Origin of the sequence: Porticoccus sp., from assembly GCA_023261185.1 — a bacterium.
GTDB lineage: Bacteria > Pseudomonadota > Gammaproteobacteria > Pseudomonadales > Porticoccaceae > Porticoccus > Porticoccus litoralis.
The window spans coordinates 1-3,047 of sequence record JALRJN010000026.1; the positions used below are offsets into that span (position 1 = coordinate 1).

At 54.6% G+C, this 3,047-nt stretch carries 3 protein-coding genes; 2 read left to right on the plus strand and 1 reads right to left on the minus strand.

What is annotated here, in order from left to right; all coding sequences use genetic code 11:
- The first annotated feature begins 155 nt into the window (after nt 1-155).
- Both ACYZYZ_RS02265 and ACYZYZ_RS02270 read left to right on the plus strand, forming a co-directional pair.
- Nucleotides 156-1,352: a hypothetical protein gene (locus ACYZYZ_RS02265; protein WP_461483099.1), complete on the plus strand. Its 1,197-nt coding sequence runs from the start codon at nt 156-158 to the stop codon at nt 1,350-1,352.
- Nucleotides 1,353-1,484: 132 nt separating this feature from the next.
- Nucleotides 1,485-2,039: a flavodoxin gene (locus ACYZYZ_RS02270; RefSeq protein ID WP_305169386.1), complete on the plus strand. Its 555-nt coding sequence runs from the start codon at nt 1,485-1,487 to the stop codon at nt 2,037-2,039.
- A gap of 21 nt (nt 2,040-2,060) precedes the next feature.
- On the opposite strand, the gene cmoB is transcribed toward ACYZYZ_RS02270, so the two are convergent.
- On the minus strand, nt 2,061-3,029 hold the full coding sequence (gene cmoB, locus ACYZYZ_RS02275) for a tRNA 5-methoxyuridine(34)/uridine 5-oxyacetic acid(34) synthase CmoB (RefSeq protein ID WP_461483100.1): 969 nt from the start codon (nt 3,027-3,029) through the stop codon (nt 2,061-2,063).
- Nucleotides 3,030-3,047 lie beyond the last annotated feature (18 nt).

Consider the following 3,047-nt stretch of genomic DNA (forward strand, 5'->3'; position numbering starts at 1 on the left):
CACCGTCTTGTGATGAAAAATATTCAGACCAATAAAAGTACAGATTTAATTTACGGTGAGTATCAATTTGGCGTCGGATTAACCGACAACGATTTTGTAAAAGGCCGTTTGTCCCGTTTGCGATGATGGATTTAAAAAACAGCGTTCGTACGTCGATGTCGGGTTTGTTTCCTGCGCTGATGCTGGCCATTGTTGCCAGTCATACGCTTGCAGACGATTCTGAGTTGGATTTTTCCGGGAATACTGCACTGCAGTTGCGGGGTTTCTCTCAAGACGCCTTGTGGCCCGGACAAAACAGCAGTGATTTAGAGGTGTCCGTCTCGGCAGAATGGGAAGCTCGCTGGCGCAGTGAAGACGGTGATCAAAGGGCGTCGTTTATCCCCTTTGCCCGTTGGGATGAAAACGACGAGGAGCGACGTCACCTTGATCTTCGCGAAGCCTATTGGGCTTTTGAGGGCGATCAATTTGAAGTTCTGGTCGGTTTCAACAAGGTTTTCTGGGGCGTGACAGAATCGGTTCACCTAGTAGATATCGTCAACCAGACTGACCTGGTCGAAGACATCGATCAGGAAGACAAGCTGGGGCAACCCATGGTCAATCTGGCTGTGCAGAAAGACTGGGGATTGCTTAATGTCTACCTGCTTCCCTACTTCAGGGAACGTACATTTCCCGGTCTGGATGGCCGCTTTCGCTCCCCCTTGCCCGTCGATTGGGATGATGCTGACTATGAATCCGGTGCTAAAGAAAAGCATGTGGATGTTGCGCTGCGCTACAGTCACTACTTTGGCGACGTGGACATAGGCCTTTATTATTTCCGCGGTACCAGCCGTGAACCCAGGTTGTTGCTTGCCGACAATGGTCGTGAGCTGAAGCCCTTTTATGATCAGATTGATCAGGTGGGGCTCGACCTGCAATACACCAGAGATGCCTGGTTGTGGAAGCTGGAGGCTATCGTCAGGGATGGCTTTGATGAAACCTTTGCGGCCGGTGTTGCGGGGTTTGAATACACCTTTTACCAGGTGAATGAGACCGATGCCGATATCGGTATTTTGCTGGAATATCAATACGATGAGCGCTCTTCTCTGGAGCCGGTATCCACTGCGGACAATGATGTGTTTATGGGCGTTCGCTGGTCCTTAAACGATCCGCAGGATACCGCCATTCTGGTGGGCGCGGTGGTCGATAAAAAAACCTCGGAAACATTCTTTAACATAGAAGCCGAGCGGCGTTTTGGTGACAGTATTTCTCTGGAGCTGCGCCTGCGGACCATCACCAATGCGGAACAGGATGAGCCACTCTACTCGTTTAGTCGGGATGACTACATCCAACTGCAACTCAGCCGCTATTTTTGAATAAGTAGATTGTGGAGCCTGCTTCCGCGGGTTGTGTCGCCAAATTTTCTGTTCTCCGGCAGTTGTTTCCAGATACCTAAGCTGGGAAAATTCGCGCTGATTTTTTCAGTGGCATTCTATCCAGGGGCTTTAGTGACCACAGTATCCAGCAAAATTGGCTTGTTTTTCGGCAGTGACGAGGGCAACACCGAGTCCGTTGCACATCGCATTGCGCGCCGACTGGGTGAGGACGTGGTGGACATCCACGATATCGGCGAAGTCACGCAGTTGGAGTTCCTGGACTATGACAAGCTGATTCTCGGTATCCCCACCTGGGACTTCGGTCAGATTCAGTCCGATTGGGAGGATTTCTGGGAGGATGTGGAAGCCCTCGACTTTTCTGGTAAAACCGTGGCCTTTATTGGCCTCGGCGACCAGTTTGGTTACGGTGATTTTTTTCTCGATGCCATGGGCATGCTTCATGATGTGGTGGAACGCAGCGCGGATCGCATTATTGGCCACTGGCCTACCCAGGGCTACGATTACGATGCATCCAAAGCTGAGATTCCGGGTCAGGGCCTGTTTGTGGGGCTGGCCATTGATGAGGACCAGCAGCCCGATCAGACTGCCGAGCGCCTTAACCGCTGGTGCGTGCAGATTCACGCTGAGTTTGGGCTCGATACCCCCGTGATCGAACTGGACGACTGATCGCCAGCCATCGTTTCTTCTTCAAGATTCAGCCAGGAATACCGCTCTAATCGGCCCCGGATGGCCTTCAATAGTCCGGCTATGGTCCGCCGGGTCGAGAAAATCTGGCAGCGACTCAAAGGTCATCCACTCGGTCGGTCGCTGTTCTTCCACGGTGGTGGGGGTGAAGTCCACCATGCGCGGATTGGCAAAGCCACATTTGCGCAGCCAGGACAGCATGGTATCCGGGCTCGGCAGAAACCAGACATTGCGCATCTTGGCGTAGCGTCCCTCGGGCACCAGCACTTCCCCCAATCCCCCTTCGATGACCAGCGTTTCCAGTACCAGCTGTCCGCCAGGGCGCAGGCAGTCTTTCAGTTCCCGCAGGTGATCCATGGGGGCGCGACGGTGGTAAAAAACGCCCATGGAAAACACCGTATCAAAGGCCTGCAAACCCTCCGGCAACTGCTCGATCCCCACCGGCAGCACATCCGCCGGGCAGTCGCCAATGAAGTGCTTCATGGCGTAGAACTGGTGCACGAATTTACAGGATGGGTCGATGCCGATCACCCGCTGGGCACCTTCGCCCAACATGCGCCAGCAGTGGTAGCCGTTGCCGCAGCCCACATCCAGCACCAGCCGGTCTTTGAGGGGCGCCAGGTGTGGTGCCACCCGGTCCCATTTCCAGTCAGAGCGCCACTCGGTGTCCAGGTGCAGTCCGAACAGGTTGTATGGGCCTTTGCGCCAGGGGTGCAGTCCCATTAGCACTTCGCGCAGTTGCTTTCGGGTAGCGTCGTCGCAGTCGGCGTTGACGCCAATGGTCACGCTGTCTTTCAGATCGATGTGGGATGGCAGCAGAGCTGGTAATTGTTCCAGCACCGCCTGCCAACCTGGCAGGTCGCCCCAGCGCTCCACGGCCATGCCGTCGGCGACCTGTTGCGGTAGTAATTCCGCCCAGGGTGCGAGGGGGCCTTCGGCCAGTTTGGCGATCAGTGGGGCAAAGTCGATCATGGTTATTTAATGGCGATG